The 16,862-nt window shown below is 36.2% G+C and carries 19 protein-coding genes; 13 read left to right on the forward strand and 6 right to left on the reverse strand.

The annotated features are described in order from the left end of the window. A partial coding sequence (acnA, locus tag MHH45_RS26305; protein ID WP_340863618.1) for an aconitate hydratase AcnA occupies positions 1-1,881 on the forward strand: 1,881 nt, incomplete at its 5' end. Positions 1,882-1,975: 94 nt separating this feature from the next. On the opposite strand, the gene MHH45_RS26310 is transcribed toward acnA, so the two are convergent. The 3 genes from MHH45_RS26310 to MHH45_RS26320 form a co-directional block, all read right to left on the reverse strand. Then, the gene (locus tag MHH45_RS26310) at positions 1,976-2,302 is read right to left on the reverse strand and encodes a YmzC family protein (protein WP_016131798.1); all 327 of its coding nucleotides are present in this window, start codon (positions 2,300-2,302) and stop codon (positions 1,976-1,978) included. Positions 2,303-2,325: 23 nt separating this feature from the next. Then, positions 2,326-2,538, reverse strand: coding sequence for a hypothetical protein (locus tag MHH45_RS26315; RefSeq protein WP_016131797.1), 213 nt, complete (start codon positions 2,536-2,538; stop codon positions 2,326-2,328). A 114-nt stretch (positions 2,539-2,652) separates the two neighbouring features. After that, the gene (locus MHH45_RS26320) at positions 2,653-3,243 is read right to left on the reverse strand and encodes a YjdJ family protein (RefSeq protein ID WP_016131796.1); all 591 of its coding nucleotides are present in this window, start codon (positions 3,241-3,243) and stop codon (positions 2,653-2,655) included. Between the two features lie 199 nt (positions 3,244-3,442). Here MHH45_RS26320 and MHH45_RS26325 point away from each other — a divergent pair, with 199 nt between their 5' ends. The 5 genes from MHH45_RS26325 (at position 3,443) to tlp (ending at position 6,007) form a co-directional block, all read left to right on the forward strand. Further along, positions 3,443-4,018 carry a redoxin domain-containing protein gene (locus MHH45_RS26325; protein WP_016131795.1) on the forward strand — a complete coding sequence of 192 codons (576 nt, stop codon included), beginning with the start codon at positions 3,443-3,445 and terminating at the stop codon, positions 4,016-4,018. A 116-nt stretch (positions 4,019-4,134) separates the two neighbouring features. Next, positions 4,135-5,082, forward strand: coding sequence for a 3'-5' exonuclease (locus tag MHH45_RS26330; protein WP_016115718.1), 948 nt, complete (start codon positions 4,135-4,137; stop codon positions 5,080-5,082). 271 nt (positions 5,083-5,353) lie between these two features. Then, the gene (locus tag MHH45_RS26335; protein ID WP_077294947.1) at positions 5,354-5,497 is read left to right on the forward strand and encodes an FbpB family small basic protein; all 144 of its coding nucleotides are present in this window, start codon (positions 5,354-5,356) and stop codon (positions 5,495-5,497) included. A gap of 43 nt (positions 5,498-5,540) precedes the next feature. Further along, positions 5,541-5,675 carry an acid-soluble spore protein SspN gene (gene sspN / locus MHH45_RS26340; protein WP_003199081.1) on the forward strand — a complete coding sequence of 45 codons (135 nt, stop codon included), beginning with the start codon at positions 5,541-5,543 and terminating at the stop codon, positions 5,673-5,675. A gap of 107 nt (positions 5,676-5,782) precedes the next feature. After that, the gene (gene tlp / locus MHH45_RS26345) at positions 5,783-6,007 is read left to right on the forward strand and encodes a small acid-soluble spore protein Tlp (RefSeq protein WP_003199079.1); all 225 of its coding nucleotides are present in this window, start codon (positions 5,783-5,785) and stop codon (positions 6,005-6,007) included. 16 nt (positions 6,008-6,023) lie between these two features. Here the strand turns inward: tlp and MHH45_RS26350 are convergent, their stop codons facing one another. After that, positions 6,024-7,316: a LysM peptidoglycan-binding domain-containing protein gene (locus MHH45_RS26350; RefSeq protein ID WP_016131794.1), complete on the reverse strand. Its 1,293-nt coding sequence runs from the start codon at positions 7,314-7,316 to the stop codon at positions 6,024-6,026. A 109-nt stretch (positions 7,317-7,425) separates the two neighbouring features. Between MHH45_RS26350 and MHH45_RS26355 the strand changes: the two genes are divergently transcribed. Next, positions 7,426-7,845: an acyl-CoA thioesterase gene (locus MHH45_RS26355; protein WP_016115715.1), complete on the forward strand. Its 420-nt coding sequence runs from the start codon at positions 7,426-7,428 to the stop codon at positions 7,843-7,845. Positions 7,846-7,871: 26 nt separating this feature from the next. On the opposite strand, the gene MHH45_RS26360 is transcribed toward MHH45_RS26355, so the two are convergent. Together MHH45_RS26360 and plsY are read right to left on the reverse strand one after the other, a co-directional pair. After that, positions 7,872-8,162, reverse strand: a complete 291-nt coding sequence (locus tag MHH45_RS26360; protein ID WP_016131793.1) for a HesB/YadR/YfhF family protein — start codon at positions 8,160-8,162, stop codon at positions 7,872-7,874. A 108-nt stretch (positions 8,163-8,270) separates the two neighbouring features. Further along, positions 8,271-8,867 carry a glycerol-3-phosphate 1-O-acyltransferase PlsY gene (gene plsY / locus MHH45_RS26365; RefSeq protein WP_088094275.1) on the reverse strand — a complete coding sequence of 199 codons (597 nt, stop codon included), beginning with the start codon at positions 8,865-8,867 and terminating at the stop codon, positions 8,271-8,273. Positions 8,868-9,093: 226 nt separating this feature from the next. On the opposite strand from plsY, the gene MHH45_RS26370 reads away from it, so the two are divergent. The 6 genes from MHH45_RS26370 (at position 9,094) to parE (ending at position 16,861) form a co-directional block, all read left to right on the forward strand. Next, entirely contained in the window at positions 9,094-10,950 is a 1,857-nt protein-coding gene (locus tag MHH45_RS26370; protein WP_016131791.1) for an anaerobic ribonucleoside triphosphate reductase, read from the forward strand. After that, positions 10,947-11,399: an anaerobic ribonucleoside-triphosphate reductase activating protein gene (gene nrdG / locus MHH45_RS26375; protein ID WP_016115712.1), complete on the forward strand. Its 453-nt coding sequence runs from the start codon at positions 10,947-10,949 to the stop codon at positions 11,397-11,399. The genes MHH45_RS26370 and nrdG overlap by 4 nt, the downstream gene beginning before the upstream one ends. 18 nt (positions 11,400-11,417) lie before the next feature. Next, entirely contained in the window at positions 11,418-12,095 is a 678-nt protein-coding gene (locus MHH45_RS26380) for a response regulator transcription factor (protein WP_003199064.1), read from the forward strand. 710 nt (positions 12,096-12,805) lie between these two features. Continuing rightward, positions 12,806-14,035, forward strand: coding sequence for a S1C family serine protease (locus MHH45_RS26385; RefSeq protein WP_016115711.1), 1,230 nt, complete (start codon positions 12,806-12,808; stop codon positions 14,033-14,035). A gap of 72 nt (positions 14,036-14,107) precedes the next feature. Next, complete coding sequence (locus MHH45_RS26390; protein ID WP_016115710.1) at positions 14,108-14,521, forward strand: CoA-binding protein; 414 nt, start codon at positions 14,108-14,110, stop codon at positions 14,519-14,521. A 375-nt stretch (positions 14,522-14,896) separates the two neighbouring features. Next, the gene (gene parE, locus MHH45_RS26395) at positions 14,897-16,861 is read left to right on the forward strand and encodes a DNA topoisomerase IV subunit B (RefSeq protein WP_016115709.1); all 1,965 of its coding nucleotides are present in this window, start codon (positions 14,897-14,899) and stop codon (positions 16,859-16,861) included. The last annotated feature ends 1 nt before the right edge of the window (position 16,862 follow it).

The following is a 16,862-nucleotide window of genomic DNA, read 5'->3' on the forward strand; positions in this document are numbered from 1 at the left end:
GTAGTTGGTAAATTTGTTGAGTTCTTCGGTAGCGGACTACAGAGCATGCCTTTAGCTGACCGTGCAACAATTTCAAACATGGCACCAGAATACGGTGCAACTTGTGGATTCTTCCCAATTGATGAAATTTCATTAGATTACTTACGTTTAACAGGAAGAGACGAAGAACAAATTCGCATTGTTGAAGAATACTGTAAAGCAAACGGTTTATTCTATACAGCAGACAGCAAAGATCCAATTTATACAGATCTTGTTGAAATTGATTTAAATACAATTGAATCTAACCTTTCAGGACCAAAACGTCCACAAGATTTAATCCCTCTTTCAAACATGAAAGATGAGTTCCATAAAGCGGTTGTGGCACCAGTTGGAACGCAAGGACTTGGGTTCAATGAACAAGAATTTGATAAAGAAGTGAAAGTTGCATTAAAAGATCAAGAAGTAACGATGAAAACAGGTGCAATTGCAATCGCTGCGATTACAAGCTGTACAAATACATCTAACCCATATGTATTAATTGGTGCAGGCTTAGTTGCGAAAAAAGCAATTGAAAAAGGACTTAAAGTACCTGGTTATGTAAAAACATCATTAGCACCAGGATCTAAAGTAGTAACGGAATACTTAGATAAATCAGGCCTAACAACTTATTTAGATCAATTAGGATTCCAAACAGTTGGTTACGGATGTACAACTTGTATCGGTAACTCTGGCCCATTAGAACTAGAATTAGAAGAAGCAATTGCGGCAAATGACCTATTAGTAACATCTGTTCTATCTGGTAACCGTAACTTTGAAGGTCGTATTCATCCGCTTGTAAAAGCGAACTACTTAGCATCACCACCACTTGTTGTGGCGTATGCACTTGCTGGTACAGTCGATATCGACTTGAAAAATGATGCAATCGGTAAAGATGCAAACGGTAACCCGATTTACTTTAACGACATTTGGCCATCAGCTAAAGAAATTGAAGAAGTGGTTCAAAGCGTCGTAACGTCTGAATTGTTCAAAAAAGAATATGCACAAGTATTTAACAGCAATGAACGCTGGAATGAAATCCAAACTTCAAATGAAGCGTTATATACTTGGGATAATGACTCAACATACATTCAAAATCCACCGTTCTTTGAAGGATTATCAAAAGAACCAGGTGAAGTAGAAACCCTTTCAGGTTTACGCGTAGTTGGTAAATTTGGTGACTCTGTAACAACAGACCATATTTCACCAGCAGGTTCAATTGGTAAACATACACCAGCAGGCCGCTATTTATTAGAAAATGGCGTACAGCCAGTTGACTTTAACTCTTATGGTTCTCGCCGTGGTAATCATGAAGTTATGATGCGTGGTACATTCGCAAATATCCGTATCAAAAACCAAATCGCACCAGGAACAGAAGGTGGATATACAACTTACTGGCCAACTGGTGAAGTAACATCTATCTATGATGCTGCGATGAAATATAAAGAAGATGGCACTGGACTTCTTGTAGTTGCTGGTAAAGATTACGGTATGGGAAGCTCTCGTGACTGGGCTGCGAAAGGTACAAACCTTTTAGGAATTAAAGCAGTTATCGCAGAAAGTTTCGAACGTATTCACCGTAGTAACTTAGTACTAATGGGTGTATTACCATTACAATTTAAAGATGGCGAAAGTACAGAAACATTAGGTCTTGTTGGTAACGAATCATTTGAAATTCAAATTGATAAAACAGTTAAGCCACGTGACCTTGTAAAAGTAGTTGCAATTGACCCAGAAGGAAACGAAAAACAATTTGAAGTAATAGCACGTTTCGACAGTGAAGTTGAGATTGACTACTATCGCCACGGTGGTATCCTGCAAATGGTTCTTCGTGAGAAAGTTGAAGAATCTAAGGTGTCAAACTAAGTAAAATGTTGTAGTAAACGAGAAAAGTAAATATTTTCAATCAAAATGAGGAAGCTGACTGATGTTAGCTTCCTCATTTTATGGGCAATTATCTTTATTCTGGTTTATTGAGCTTGTATTCGTATGTAGAATAGTTTTCGGTATTAAATTCTTTTACTAATATAATCTTATTTGTGTCCGGATCATATTTGAAAATTTTGATAGTATGTCTATCACCACTTGTAGGATCATCTTCTTGTAAAGCAAATGTATTTTCTGCAATTTGTGTCATATTATTAGTTGGTACATCCATTCTTGGAGTGTCGTGATTTGTAGAGACTTCAACAACCTTCCCTCTGTCAAAAAATATAAGGACTAAAATTAAGATGACAAAACATATGCGCATATAGCGTAGTTCTTTACTAATTGGATGCTCTCCCATAGCATTCGTCCTTTCTATGATTATTATGAACTAGAGATTGTTGTAATGGAGTAAAAGCTAATAATGCCAAGTGTAGTGAATAAAATAAACGATATCAAAGCTGTATAAATGCAAACACGGCCGATTTTTCTTCTTTCAGGATCTTTACTAAATAGGGATATAATCCATCCGATAATACCAATAGGATAGAATATGAAACTGAAAATATAGAGAATAGCTTTTTCAAATGAGTGCATAAGAACCCTCCTTATTTCAAATGAAGGTATTTGAAATAAACAATAGAAAGTAGTGGTAAAATAACAAAAATAAAAGTCACAGGATGGATGAGTAATCGCAGCAGGAGTATCACCTCATGTATTTAAATTTTTACGAAAACGTATTTGAGTGAAAATTTTAGAAACGATTAGTCCGATTATATAAAGAAAGCTTAGAATAAAAATTGTGCTAGAGATAGGCGATTTTTGCGAAGCGTATAACAACCTATCAATATAATAAATTTGATTTACATCTGTAATTGATTTTGGTGAAAAGACTAAATATTTCTCCCAATTCTTTTCCACAGCAATTATCGCACCTGTAGAATGTGTGACAAGTAATGTGTAAAGAAAAATAGGAAGAACAATCATGAGTTGTAAACCGATTAATCCTGTTTTATGTTTTCTCCAGTATAACCAGCGAATTATCATAATTCCTATTAAATAGACAATGGATAATACAAAAATTGTAGTAAAAACTGGATTATACTTAAAGGCATACAACAGTTTGTCAATTTCATAAATTTGATTGGAGCCTTCTGCTGTTTGGGGAGTGAAGACGATATGTTGTTTCCAGTCCTCTGAAATACTTAAGTAGCTAGCAGTCCAGCTTGTAATAAACAATGAGAAAAATAAAATGGGGAGAATGATAACATATTGTAACCAATGTAAAACGGTTTTATTCATAAATAATGACGCCCTTTCCAAATTATAACTATTTTTATTATATGATAAAAAGAAGTGATTTTCATTTTTATTAAGAATATTCTATTTATTTTGAAGGAGAATATTTCCAAGCTTGTCCGTATAAGCTAAAATAAAGTATAAATACTATTGTTATTTTTAAGTGATATATAAAATGAGATAAGCGATAAGGATGATGTATATGTGGCGAAAGCTTACCATTGTTGTAGTGTTGCTTTGTTTAGCGAGCTATGCAGTTTATGAACAGCTCGGAAAGAATGAGAAACAAGTAAGGGAAGAACCAGTGAAAAGCGAAGCGGCGATGAAAGAAGTCATTGCAAAAAATGGGATTGAAGTAGGCAAGATTGCACCGGATTTTGAGTTATCAAAATTAGATGGCACAAAAGTAAAATTATCGGATTTTAAGGGGAAGAAAGTTATTTTAAATTTCTGGGCAACGTGGTGTGGACCTTGTCAGCAGGAAATGCCGGATATGGAAGCTTTCTATAAGAAGCATAAAGATGATGTAGAAATCCTTGCTGTAAATTATACGGTTTCTGAACGTGCTAACGGAGAAGAAAAAGTGAAAAAGTTTGCAGAAGAGAAGGGATTGACATTTCCTATTTTACTTGATAAAGATATAAATGTTACAACAATGTATAAAGTAATTACCATTCCAACTTCTTATTTTGTGGATACAAAAGGTGTGATTCAAGATAAATTTATCGGACCGATGACACAAAAAGAAATGGAGAAGAGAATTGCGAAAATAAAATAATGAAAGAGGACAGAATTGACTATTTGTCATTTCTGTCTTTTCTTTTTCATTAAGCAGCTTGTTCGTGATATGATGAAAGAAATTTCATCGAAAATAATGATTGGGGAGCGTATATTGTGGGGAATTTACCATTGACAGGAGACTATGTTGTTATTGATTTTGAAACGACAGGATTTAACCCTTATAATGATCGAATAATTCAAGTGGCAGCGGTTCGGTATCGTAATCATGAGCTGGTAGATCAATTTGTTTCTTTTGTAAATCCAGAGCGATTTATTCCTAATCGAATTACGAGTTTAACAGGAATTACAAATTATCGCGTTTCGGATGCTCCAACGATTCAGGAAGTTTTGCCGTTATTTTTAGCGTTTTTAGGAGAAGATACCATTGTTGCTCATAATGCTTCGTTTGATATGCGTTTTTTAAAGAGTAATGCAAATATGCTTAGATTGCCAGAACCTAAAAATATAGTAATTGATACCGTCTTTTTAGCGAAAAGATATATGAAACATGCCCCGAACCATAAGTTAGAAACTTTAAAAAGAATGCTCGGAATTCGTTTAAGTTCTCATAATGCACTTGACGACTGTATCACATGTGCAGCTGTGTATCAAAAATGTGCTGCTATTCAAGAAGAAGGACAAAAGAAAACAAAAAAAGAAACGGTTGAAGAAGACGAAGTGTACACACTAATAAAAGAAATGCTTGTAAAGCATAATCGCGATATAGAATGGATTCGCAATGTGAGTGTTGGAAGTTATCTAGATATAAAGGCTTTTTATCCGATTATAAGGGTGAAGGTAAAAGGGCGAAAAAAATATGTTTTAACTGAAAAGACAGAACAAGACATATTAGGAATATATCCTACTTTAAAATGTGAGCCGGCTTTAAAAAGTGAAATAGGGACAACTAGAATTATGATTGAAAGCATAGAGGACTTCACAAAGTTAGAAAATTATATTTTAGAGAGTTATGATGCAGTCATGCAAGCGCTGAATGAGTACAAAGAAATGAAAGATAATGCGGATGAAGAAATTAAAAAGTATTTAAGTATAACGAAATGATAAAGTGAAACTTTAATCAGTGGGGGAATTCTTCATCTCCTACTTAAGTTGTTTCATTTTGCTGAATTTTGAGAGGATATTACTTGTTTGTAAATAGCAGGATAAAATGTTTGGGAATCCATTAGTTGTTTAAGAACAGCTAATGGATTTTTTTGTTAACAAAAGACTTTTCTTTGACAAAACATAAAATTTTCTTGCAAATCTGATTAAAGAGTTTTTCATTTGCTTATACTAACTATAGTAAGAAAGAGAAGGAGAAAGGATGAGCAGCATGAGAAGAAATCGTCGAAGAACATTTAAAGAACTTGTGAAGGAAAATAAGCGGCAACTACTAAACGATCGTGATGCAATTGAACGGATTGAGGAACGAATCGAGAAGCGTTATGAAATGCAACTTTTTAAGCAGGCTGAATAATTCTTATCACTAGTATGATACTAGTGATAAGGAGGCGATAAGAATGGGAAATCCAAAGAAGAATTCCAAAGATTTTACACCAGATCATATTGGAACACAGTCGAAAAAAGCCGGTGGAAACAAAGGGAAGCAAATGCAAGACCAAACAGGGAAACAACCAATTGTTGATAACGGTTAAAGAAAAGGAGAATGTTTTCATTCTCCTTTTTTTTATGTGCATACATAATCTAATTCGTTTTTGGAAAACTAACATGGTATGTATATTTCAACTAGGAGGGAATTCATATGACAGAGCAATATAAAGCGAATCCAGATGACAGAAGTGATAATGTAGAAAAACTACAAGAAATGGTACAAAATACGATTGATAACTTTAATGAGGCAAAAGAAACTGCAGAGGTTTCGAATGAAAAAGATCGCGCTGCAATTGAAGCGAAAAATCAACGCCGTTTAGAAAGTATTGATTCATTGAAAAGTGAAATAAAAGATGAATCTGAATATGATGCGTAAAAAAGGCTGACAGTTGTCAGCCTTTTTTTGTAATCGAGAAATTTTCCACAAGTAAACGCCAATTTTGCGGGAAAGGAAGCCCGATTTTCCAATAGCTAATCCCGCGAATGCCTTGTTCTTTTATTAAATTAAATTTACTCTGAACAGACCTGGCATCTTCAAACCATACTTCATGCTGTACACCATTTTCATCAAAGTAATTAAAGTGTGGTGCTTGTGCTGTAAAATCATAACGAATTGGAACATTATATTTACGGGCAAGTGCAACGGCTGCGACAGAGCTAATGGCTTTTGCTGGTGGATTTCCTTCTTTAAAGGGAAGCTTCCAGTCGAAGCCATATAAATTTTGTCCCATCATAATTTTTCGCGGAGGCATTTGAGATTTTGCATATTGAATTACCTGTTTCACGGGACCGATAGGAGATATAGCCATCGGTGGTCCTCCTTGCCATCCCCAGTCATATGTCATAATCACGACAAAATCAACAATTTCCCCCTGGGCTTTGTAATCGTGTGCTTCGAAAAATTTTCCTTTTTGCTTCGAACTTGTTTTTGGGACAAGTGTGGTGCTTAACGTATATCCTTCAGGTAGTCGTGTTTTTACATTTCGTAAAAATCGGTTATATGCTTCGCGATCTTCGGGTGCAACATTTTCAAAGTCAAAATGAATATCACGCATATTATATTTTTTAGCTGTTTGGAGGATATTTGTAATGAATTTATTTTGAATAGTAGCGTTTCTTAGAAGAACAGAGGCTAATTCAGCGCTAAAATTTCCATTTTCAATATTTGTAATAACGAGCATTGGGATTGTTTGACCTTGCACTGCAATTTGAGCAATTTTTGCGGTTTCAGTCGGCTCTTTTAACGTTCCATCGCGCAATGCTTCAAAGCTAAAGTAGGCTAAATATGTGAGATAAGGATTGATGGCCCGCGTAGCATTCACTAAACTTTCTTTAATTGGAATAGTAGAAGGTTGTAAGTAGGCAATAGATTCTATCGTTCGTTTAGAGCCATTTGGTACATATAGTTGTTGACCAACATGAAGAATGGACTTTAATGATAGATTGTTAACTTTTGCTAAGCTAGCAAGAGGAACGTTATATGTTTGAGAAATTCGATAAAGACTGTCTCCGGGCTGTACATAATAATTATTACCTCTCGTATTTACAATTAGTGCCTGACCGACAACAAGTGTCTCAGCTGGATTGAGTCCGTTGTCTTTTACAATTTCTTCGGGTGTAGTGCCATATTTTGACGCTAAGCTATATACGCTATCACCACTACGAACGGTTACAATTTGAATCATATATTCGCTCCTTTCAGTAAAAAGATCCACCGTTTCTATTTTATTTTTGATTTCACTGTATTATGATTAAATGTATGTAAGGAAACAGAAGTGAGAAGGAGATAAAGATATGTTTGTAGCAGAACACGAAATCGAGATCCGCTATGCGGAAACAGATCAAATGGGCGTTGTTTACCATTCAAATTATTTAGTATGGCTTGAATTAGGGCGTACAAAATTGATACAAGAATTAGGATTTTCATATATTGAAATGGAGAAAGAAGGAGTTATTTCTCCCGTATTAGATTTGCAAATTTCATATCGGAAAGCAATGCGTTATGGAGAAAAGGCAATCGTGAAAGCATGGATTGATTCAGTTAGTCCCCTTCGTGTTATATATGGATATGAAATTTATAACGGTGATGGAGATCTTTGTATTACAGCTACAACAACAAATATTTGTGCGAAAAAAGAAGGGTTTCGTCCTGTGTCCTTTAAGAAATTATATCCAGAGTGGTATGCGAAATATGAGGAAATTAAGAAAAAATAAAAAAGCGTGGCAAAAGCCACGTTTTTTTATTTTTCGTAATTAAATTGAGGGAAGTCATCACCGTCGTTAAAGGTAACGGATAAGTCATGTCCATCAAAGAACCATTCATCATCACCTTCAACGAAGAAAGTAATGCCGTCTTCTTGAGTTTGAACAGCAGGATGTGCAGGATCGTCTTTACGGATTCCTAAAGAAAGTCCTTTTTGAACAGTACTGCAACCGCCATATTGTACGAAAAAGCGAAGTGTATCGCCAGATTGTAAGTTTAATTCATCTTTATACCAATTTACTGCTTCTTTTGTTACGGAAAGATTCATGTATAGTTCCTCCAAGTTATGTTGCTTTTTCTTTAGTATAAAAAATAACGCAAAAAGACGCTATTAATATGCTTTGCGTTTTCTTTTTGCGTTATGTGGGTCACAACCTTACTTTTGTTTCTTTGTCAAATTTGCTTTTGGTTCAGTTTTATTTATAATTCGTCCAATATTTGCACGGTGTCTATAAATAACCATACCAGCTAATAAACACATCGCAACAATGAAGATTTTATCCCCGTCAATAATTGATGCGATAACAGCTACGATAGCTGTTACCATAGAAGAAAGCGATACGTATCTCGTTGTAAATAGAAGGGTGAAAAAGATAACAGCTAATATTGCAAAAATAACTGGCGCATAGCATAAGAGTACTCCAGCAGAAGTTGCAACTGCTTTTCCGCCGCGGAATTTTGCAAAGATTGGGTATACATGTCCAAGAACTGCAGCTAATCCAAACCAAAGGGGATGGATATCTAAGACAAAAATTAACGGCAGAGCTGTCGCTAACGTTCCCTTTAAAATGTCAGCAATTGTAACGATAAAACCTGCTTTTTTCCCTAGCGTCCGAAATGTATTCGTTCCTCCTAAATTACCGCTACCATGCTCGCGAATGTCGATTCCGTAACCAATTTTTCCAACAACAAGTGCAGATGGAATCGAGCCAAGTAAATAGGCAACGATAAATAAAAGATATGTAATAAGCATGAGTTCAGTCTCCTTTATTCAAATGTGTTGATAAAGGGTAAAAAGAGTTTTTCCCATATATTGTACCATACATTTGTAAAGAGCACATTTCTTTTTTGTAAATGAAAAATTCAAAGTTTCTTAAAAAAACTTTCACAAGAATGTTACATTTCTCACAGACTCACCAGAACTATATGTTGTATCATTTTGTTAGTGAATAAACAAGATGTTGTTGGGGGTTTGAAAAATGATGAAACAAAGTGCGCGTGGAGAAGAATTAGTGAAGATGTTTGAAACAATAGTCCACGGGAATGAGCAAGATTTAATACAAGAAAATGCAAATGTTGATGGACGGTCTCCTATGGGAATGATGGGAACATTCGCATCTGAGAGCGCAAAATATTATGCAACGGAACAGTTGCTTTCTGAACAAGTGAAAAAAGCAATCAATCAAAATATATTATACCCACATGATTTAGATTTTTATGCGACAGGTACGACAACGTGTTCGCAAATTCCTTTAGCGCAAATGCTTGAGAAAGGATTTCATACTGGGCATGGACATATGAGACAACCACAAGATATTAAAAGTGCATTGGCACTTTCTTCGATTATTTTCCAAGCGAATCAAAACATGCAGCATGGTGGTCAATCATTTGCGTTATTTGATATTGATTTAGCACCGTATGTAAGAAAAACATTTGAGAGAAATAAGAAAAGATTAGGGACGTATCCGTTAACAAAAGAGCAAGTAGAAGAGTTTGCATGGAAAGAAACAGAGAATGATACGTATCAAGCTTGTGAAGCTTTTATCCATAATTCCAATAGCATGCATAGTAGAGGCGGTGGGCAAGTTCCGTTTATTTCTATTAACTACGGAACGGACACGTCGAAAGAAGGAAGATTGTTAATTAAACAATTATTACGAGCGACGCAAGCTGGATTAGGAAAAGGGGAAACACCTATTTTCCCAATTCAAATCTTTAAACTAAAAAAAGGTGTGAATTTTGAAGAAAGTGATCCGAACTATGATTTATTTGAATTGGCGTTAGAGACGACAGCAAAACGATTATTCCCCAATTTTTCATTTTTAGATGCACCATTTAATGCAGTGCATTATGATGGGCGTCCAGAAAGCGAAGTATGTTATATGGGTTGTCGTACTCGTGTTATGTCCAATATTCATGGGGAAGAGACTGCAATTGGAAGAGGGAATTTATCGTTTACTTCTATTAATTTAGTGAAACTAGCGTTGATTAGTGGCTCGAAAGAAGCATTTTTTGAAGCTTTAAATTATTATATCGATCTTGGTATTCGTCAACTACTAGAACGATTTGCTTACCAATGTACGAAAAAGGCAAGAGATTTTCACTTTTTATATTCACAAGGAGTATGGCGGGGCGGAGAAAATTTGCACCCTGAAGATTCTGTCGCTGAAATTTTAAAGCAAGGAACATTAAGTATCGGATTTATTGGTCTTGCAGAATGTTTAGTTGCTTTAAAAGGAAAACATCATGGAGAAGACAAAGATTCATGGAATCTTGGACAGGAAATTGTTGCCTTTATGAGACAGAAAATGGATGTGGCAACGGAAGAACATCAATTGAATTTCTCTTTAATTGCAACGCCTGCAGAAGGACTGTCGGGAAAATTTGTTAGAAAAGATCGAGACGAATTTGGGGTTATTAGCGGTGTAACAAATCATAACTACTATACGAATTCATTTCACATTCCGGTTTATTACAACATTCAAGCGATAGACAAAATCCGTTTAGAAGGACCGTTTCATGCGCTTTGTAATGGTGGACATATTACGTATATTGAATTAGATGGGGCCGCGGTTCATAATCAAAAAGCATTAAAACAAATCGTGCAGGCTATGGCGCAATATGGAGTTGGCTATGGATCAATTAATCACCCAGTAGATCGTTGCAAATGCTGCGGCTATCATGGTGTCATTGGAAATGAATGTCCAAGCTGTGGAAACGAAGACGAGAATCAAATAGAAAGAATCCGTCGCATTACGGGATATCTTGTAGGTGATATGTCCAAATGGAATAGTGCAAAGCGCAGTGAAGAAGAGGATCGGGTGAAACATAAATGAGAGTAATGAATATTATTCATGATAGTGTAGTAGATGGGGAAGGATTGCGGACAGTTGTGTTTTTTGCGGGCTGTCCGCATCGTTGTTTAGGATGCCATAATCCTAAGTCATGGAATATTTGTAATGGAACTGAAATGACCGTAGAAGAAATTGTGAAAGAGATTGCCAAAAATCCGCTTACTGATGTAACATTTTCAGGTGGAGATCCATTTTTTCAGGCTGCGGAAGTGAAGAAAGTAGCAAATGCGGTGAAAACTTTGAAAAAAAACTTATGGATTTACACTGGTTATACATTAGAAGAGATACAGAGTTCTCAAAATAATGATATGATAGAGTTGTTACAGTATGGGGATGTTCTGGTCGATGGAAGGTTTGAACTTGAAAAAAGAGACTTAACACTTCCATTTCGCGGAAGCTCCAATCAACGTATTATTCGATTGAAAGAGTAAAAAGGCGGGATAGGTCAGATGAACAAAACAGTATTACTTGTTGAAGACGAAAGAAGACTACGCGAAATTGTTAGTGATTATTTTCGCAATGAAGGTTTTGAAGTGATAGAAGCTGAAGATGGAAAACAAGCATTAGAATTATTTGCTGAACATACAATTGATTTAATTATGTTAGACATCATGTTGCCAGAGATAGATGGTTGGTCTGTTTGTCGTCGCATTCGAAAAGAGTCAGCGGTACCAATTATTATGCTTACAGCACGTTCTGATGAAGATGACACATTGTTAGGTTTTGAACTTGGGGCTGATGAATATGTAACAAAGCCTTTTAGTCCAAAAGTACTAGTAGCTAGGGCGAAAACTTTATTAAAACGTGCTGATGGGGCAGTAGGAGTTGCAGAAGAGAATGCACTTTCTATGGCTGGAATCGATGTGAATCGTCTTTCGCGCACGGTATCGGTAAACGGAGAAGAAATTATATTAACGCATAAAGAATTTGAACTTCTTGTTTATTTAATGGAGAATAAAGGAATCGTATTATCACGCCAACATTTATTAGATCAACTTTGGGGATATGATTATTATGGTGATGATCGTACTGTAGATACACATATAAAAAAGTTGCGGAATAAGTTAGGTGACAAAGCAAAACATATCGGGACTGTCATTCGAGTTGGATATAAGTTTGAGGAATAGTTTTTAAATACTATGTAATAGAAAAAGCGATAGAAAAGATTTCTTTTTTGGTTGGAAGAGAGAATCCGCCCATGGATAGAAGCGGTCAGTGCCTTTTTTAGCCCCAGGCCAAGTGAAAACAGAGGGGGAAAACGAGTGGAGATCTCTTTTTATTTTCATAGTCGCGAGTAGTAAAATGGTGTGAAATCAATATATAGTGGAGAACTGATAGAAAAGCTTTCCTTTTTGGTTGGAAGAGAGAATCCGCCCATGGGTAGAAGGGTTCAATGCTTTTTTAGCCCCATGCCGAGTGAAAACAGAGGGAGAAAACGAGTGGAGATCTCTTTTTATTTTCATAGTCGCGAGTAGTAAAATGGTGTGAAATCAATATATAGTGGAGAACTGATAGAAAAGATTTCTTTTTTGGTTGGAAGAGAGAATCCGCCCATGGATAGAAGCGGTCAGTGCCTTTTTTAGCCCCAGGCCAAGTGAAAACAGAAGGAGAAAATGAGTGGAGGTCTCTTTTTGTTTTTCGTAGCAGCAACTTATATGTTGAAAATATAGTACATTTACACTCTCTTTTGTAGATGAAAATGTACAAATTACAGATTTTTTGTCTACAATAATGAAAAAAAGTATTTTTTTAATTGGATTTCACGATGAGTTCACAAGAAGGACACAAAATGTGACTATACTGAAAATACGAATTCAGCAGAGAGGGGATATCAATTATGGGATATTATGACGGACCAAATATGAATGAAGAGCATAGTGAAACGAGAGAAGTAAAAAAATCAGGTAGTAAAAAAGGGTACTTTTTTACAGGTCTAGTTGGAGCAGTTATCGGAGCTGTTTCCATTAGTTTTGCAGCACCGTATATGCCATGGACAAATGGAAATGGGACGGCATTAACTTCTAATTCAAAAGTAGAGGGAACTGTGGTTCCTGTTGTAAATAAAGTAAAGGGTGAAACAGATTTACCTGGTATGATTGAAGGGGCGAAAGAAGTAGTTGTAGGTGTTATCAATATGCAACAGAACATAGATCCATTTGCAATGGAGCAAGCAGGGCAGGAACAAAAAGCTGGAACAGGATCTGGTGTAATTTATAAAAAAGTTGGGAATAAAGCGCTCATTGTAACAAATAATCACGTAGTAGACGGAGCAAACAAACTGGCAGTAAAACTAAGTGATGGTAAAACAGTGGATGCAAAATTAGTTGGGAAAGATCCATGGTTAGATCTAGCAGTTGTAGAGATTGATGGATCTAATATTAATAAAATAGCAACACTTGGTGACTCCAGTAAAATTCGCGCTGGTGAATCAGCAATTGCGATTGGGAATCCATTAGGTTTTGACGGTAGTGTAACAGAAGGAATCATTAGTAGTAAAGAACGCGAAATCCCAGTTGATATTAATGGTGACAAACGCGCAGATTGGCAAGCGCAAGTTATTCAAACAGATGCAGCGATTAACCCTGGGAACAGTGGGGGTGCTTTATTTAATCAAAACGGTGAAGTTATCGGTATTAATTCTAGTAAAATTGCACAACAAGAAGTAGAAGGAATTGGCTTTGCTATTCCAATTAATGTAGCAAAACCAGTGCTGGAATCCCTTGAAAAAGATGGAACGGTAAAACGTCCAGCGATGGGAGTAGGAGTCGCATCTCTTGAAGAGATACAACCGTATGCAGTAGATCAATTAAAGTTACCAAAAGATGTTAGAAGTGGCGTTATTTTAAGTAAGATTTATTCCGTTTCACCAGCTGAAAAAGCGGGACTTGAGCAATATGATGTTGTTGTAGCGTTAGATGGACAAAAAATTGAAAATGCGCTTCAATTCCGTAAATATTTGTATGAAAAGAAAAAAGTAGGCGACAAAATTGAAGTTACGTTCTATCGAAATGGTGAAAAAATGACAAAAACAGCTACACTAGCAGATAACTCAGCTGCTACGAATTAATAAAGAAAGTCTCTTTCGTATTGAAAGAGACTTTCTTTATCGGCTATACTAAAAGAATAGGAGGGAGTTAATATGACAATTGAAAACCCAACTCGTACGGAAATTGGTGAAGTATTAAAAAATAGTAAAACAATTGCGGTTGTTGGATTATCTAACAAACCAGAACGTACATCATATATGGTTTCAAAAGCAATGCAGGATGCAGGGTATCGTATTATCCCGGTAAATCCAGCCGTAGATGAAGTGCTGGGGGAAAAAGCTGTTCCGTCATTAAAAGACATTAAGGTGCATGTTGATATAGTAAATGTATTCCGTCGTTCCGAATTTTTAATGGACGTTGCAAAGGAATTTGTGGAGATTGATGCGGATGTTTTTTGGGCACAATTAGGAGTACAAGATGAAGATACATATAAATTTTTAAAGGAAAAGGGCTATACTGTTATTATGGATCGTTGTATAAAAGTAGAACATGCAATGACGAGGTAGTATAGACATTGTAAACGAAAGATCGATTCAGCTCGGGGTAATACTTGAAGACTGGGTAGATGAACGAGGTGTTCATCATGAGATTTTTTAAAGGCTGTTTTTGGGGATTGCTACTTGTTATCCCATTTTGGATAATTGTCATTTGGTTAATTGCCAAATGGTGGAGTGTGTAATTGGAATACATATCCATTTTTCGTTGACAAACGATTATTTTTCTGAAATAGTAGCCTAGAGGAATCCTTGTGAAAAAACAAGGATTTTTCTATTGAAAATAGTATATAAAAGACATAACATAACTTGCCAAAAGGATGGTTAAGGCGTTATTCTATAATAGAAACATATGTTCTGACTTTGATTAGGAAAGGGGCAAGGAGTTTGGCGAAGCATCAATTTCAATATAACGAAGATGCAATTCAAGTGCTTGAAGGTCTTGAAGCCGTTCGAAAACGCCCGGGTATGTATATCGGGAGCACGGACAGCCGTGGGTTGCATCATTTAGTATACGAAATAGTAGATAACTCCGTTGATGAAGCATTAGCGGGATTTGGCGACGAAATTTCTGTCGTAATACATAAAGATAATAGTATTAGTGTTATTGATAAAGGGCGCGGGATGCCTACGGGAATGCATAAACTTGGAAAACCTACACCTGAAGTGATTTTAACTGTACTTCATGCAGGGGGGAAGTTTGGACAAGGAGGTTATAAAACGAGTGGCGGTTTACACGGTGTTGGTGCATCTGTTGTAAATGCATTATCAGAATGGCTCGTTGTAACCATTAAACGCGATGGGTATATATATGAACAACGTTTTGAAAATGGTGGTGTTCCTGCAACGACACTAGAGAAAATTGGAAAAACAAAACAATTTGGAACAACGATGCATTTTAAACCAGATCCATCAATTTTCAGTACAACAAATTATAATTATGAAACGTTATGTGAGAGATTACGTGAATCTGCATTTCTGTTAAAAGGTATGAAAATCACTATAAGAGATGAACGAAATGATTTAGAAGATGTTTTTCATTATGAAACAGGAATTGAAGCATTTGTTTCTTACTTAAACGAAGAAAAGGACTCTATACATCCAGTTGTTTACTTCGCTGGTGAACAAAATGGGATTGAAGCAGAACTTGCATTTCAATTTAACGATGGCTATTCAGAAAACATTCTTTCATTCGTAAACAATGTACGTACGAGAGATGGAGGGACACATGAGGCAGGATTTAAAACAGCGATGACACGTGTCTTTAATGAATATGCTCGTAAAGTCTCTTTGCTAAAAGAAAAAGATAAGAACCTAGAAGGTACAGATATTCGCGAAGGATTAGCGGCGATTGTTTCTGTACGTGTACCGGAGGATTTATTGCAATTTGAAGGTCAAACAAAAGGTAAGCTTGGTACAAGTGAAGGACGTTCATCTGTCGATGCAATTGTTTCGGAACATTTAGCATACTTTTTAGAAGAAAATCCAGATGTAGCAACACTTCTTGTGAAAAAAGCAATTAAAGCAGCACAAGCCCGTGAAGCAGCACGTAAGGCTAGAGAAGAAGCTCGTACTGGTAAAAAGAAAAAACGTTCAGAAGGAACGTTGAGTGGGAAGTTAACACCTGCGCAATCACGTAATCCACAGAAGAACGAACTATACTTAGTAGAGGGTGACTCTGCTGGTGGCTCTGCAAAGCAAGGGCGTGATCGCCGTTTCCAAGCTGTCTTGCCACTGCGAGGTAAAGTAATTAACACGGAAAAGGCAAAGCTAGCAGATATTTTCAAGAATGAAGAAATTAACACGATTATTTATGCAATTGGTGGCGGCGTTGGAAATGAATTTGCTGTCGAGGATATCAACTATGATAAAGTTGTCATTATGACTGATGCTGATACAGATGGTGCACATATTCAAGTGTTACTACTTACGTTTTTCTACCGTTATATGAAGCCACTAATTGAAGCTGGTAAAGTATTTATTGCTCTTCCACCTTTATACAAAGTAAGTAAAGGAAAAGGAAAAAGCGAAGTTATTGAATATGCATGGTCAGATGAAGAATTAGATGGCGTAACAAAAAAGGTCGGTAAAGGATATATGTTGCAGCGTTATAAAGGTCTTGGTGAAATGAACGCGGATCAGTTGTGGGAAACAACAATGAATCCCGAAACCCGTACGCTAATTCGTGTGAAAATAGATGATGCAGCTAGAGCAGAGCGCCGCGTAACAACATTGATGGGTGACAAAGTAGAGCCACGTCGGAAATGGATTGAGCGTAATGTACAGTTTGGTATGCAAGAGGAAGGTAATATTTTAGAAAATGAAATGATTATGGAGACGGAGGTGGAATAAC

The sequence above is a fragment of the Bacillus sp. FSL K6-0042 genome (genome assembly GCF_038006685.1).
Lineage (GTDB): Bacteria > Bacillota > Bacilli > Bacillales > Bacillaceae_G > Bacillus_A > Bacillus_A pseudomycoides.

Coding starts and splice junctions, on each gene's coding strand:
- tlp (WP_003199079.1), top strand. CDS start 5,783: ATGACAGAGCAATATAAAGCGAATCCAGATGACAGAAGTGATAATGTA.
- MHH45_RS26360 (WP_016131793.1), bottom strand. CDS start 8,162: ATGAATCTTTCCGTAACAAAAGAAGCAGTAAATTGGTATAAAGATGAA.
- MHH45_RS26385 (WP_016115711.1), top strand. CDS start 12,806: ATGGGATATTATGACGGACCAAATATGAATGAAGAGCATAGTGAAACG.
- sspN (WP_003199081.1), top strand. CDS start 5,541: ATGGGAAATCCAAAGAAGAATTCCAAAGATTTTACACCAGATCATATT.
- MHH45_RS26355 (WP_016115715.1), top strand. CDS start 7,426: ATGTTTGTAGCAGAACACGAAATCGAGATCCGCTATGCGGAAACAGAT.
- MHH45_RS26325 (WP_016131795.1), top strand. CDS start 3,443: ATGTGGCGAAAGCTTACCATTGTTGTAGTGTTGCTTTGTTTAGCGAGC.
- MHH45_RS26390 (WP_016115710.1), top strand. CDS start 14,108: ATGACAATTGAAAACCCAACTCGTACGGAAATTGGTGAAGTATTAAAA.
- MHH45_RS26350 (WP_016131794.1), bottom strand. CDS start 7,316: ATGATTCAAATTGTAACCGTTCGTAGTGGTGATAGCGTATATAGCTTA.
- MHH45_RS26335 (WP_077294947.1), top strand. CDS start 5,354: ATGAGAAGAAATCGTCGAAGAACATTTAAAGAACTTGTGAAGGAAAAT.
- MHH45_RS26310 (WP_016131798.1), bottom strand. CDS start 2,302: ATGGGAGAGCATCCAATTAGTAAAGAACTACGCTATATGCGCATATGT.
- nrdG (WP_016115712.1), top strand. CDS start 10,947: ATGAGAGTAATGAATATTATTCATGATAGTGTAGTAGATGGGGAAGGA.
- MHH45_RS26315 (WP_016131797.1), bottom strand. CDS start 2,538: ATGCACTCATTTGAAAAAGCTATTCTCTATATTTTCAGTTTCATATTC.
- MHH45_RS26320 (WP_016131796.1), bottom strand. CDS start 3,243: ATGAATAAAACCGTTTTACATTGGTTACAATATGTTATCATTCTCCCC.
- plsY (WP_088094275.1), bottom strand. CDS start 8,867: ATGCTTATTACATATCTTTTATTTATCGTTGCCTATTTACTTGGCTCG.
- MHH45_RS26370 (WP_016131791.1), top strand. CDS start 9,094: ATGATGAAACAAAGTGCGCGTGGAGAAGAATTAGTGAAGATGTTTGAA.
- MHH45_RS26380 (WP_003199064.1), top strand. CDS start 11,418: ATGAACAAAACAGTATTACTTGTTGAAGACGAAAGAAGACTACGCGAA.